General features: G+C 56.8%; 1 pseudogene. It reads left to right on the forward strand.

Annotation, left to right across the window (positions count from 1 at the left end):
- Positions 1-539 (forward strand): annotated as a pseudogene (locus FE394_RS18120) (integrating conjugative element protein); the annotation flags it as partial.

Consider the following 539-nt stretch of genomic DNA (forward strand, 5'->3'; position numbering starts at 1 on the left):
CTGGGCTGGAGTTCGGATTTGATGTGCGGCAATTTTGATTTAAAAACCACGGTCAGTAATCAGCTCAACGGTATCACGGCGGGCATGAAAAACCTGATGAGCGAAGTCATTCAGGGCGCCACCGGCGCGGTCGCCAGTCTTCCCGCCATGATAATCCAGCGGGCCAACCCGGGGCTGTATGACATGCTGACCAACGGGGTATTGCAGGCGAATGTCGCGTTCGACAAAGCCCAGTTCAACTGCCAGAACATGGCCAGACGAATGGTGGATTTTGCGCAAAACAACAAATGGACGCAGTCTGCGGCGATGCAGGAATACAAGACACAGGTTAACAGCGGGGATGCTGACGCGGTGAGGGCCAATAATGCCGGCACCAAAGCCACCGGGACAGGCGGGCATCCGTGGATTGGCGGTAAAAAGCAGGGCGGCAGGGGACAAAATGCCATCCGGCCCACGCGGGATTTAGCCAGTGCCGGGTTTAATATGATGAACCATCAGCCGGTACTGAGCACCGCCGCCATCCGGCATCAGGATTGCAG

The organism is Xenorhabdus littoralis (genome assembly GCF_033949345.1).
GTDB classification, from domain to species: Bacteria; Pseudomonadota; Gammaproteobacteria; order Enterobacterales; family Enterobacteriaceae; genus Xenorhabdus; species Xenorhabdus littoralis.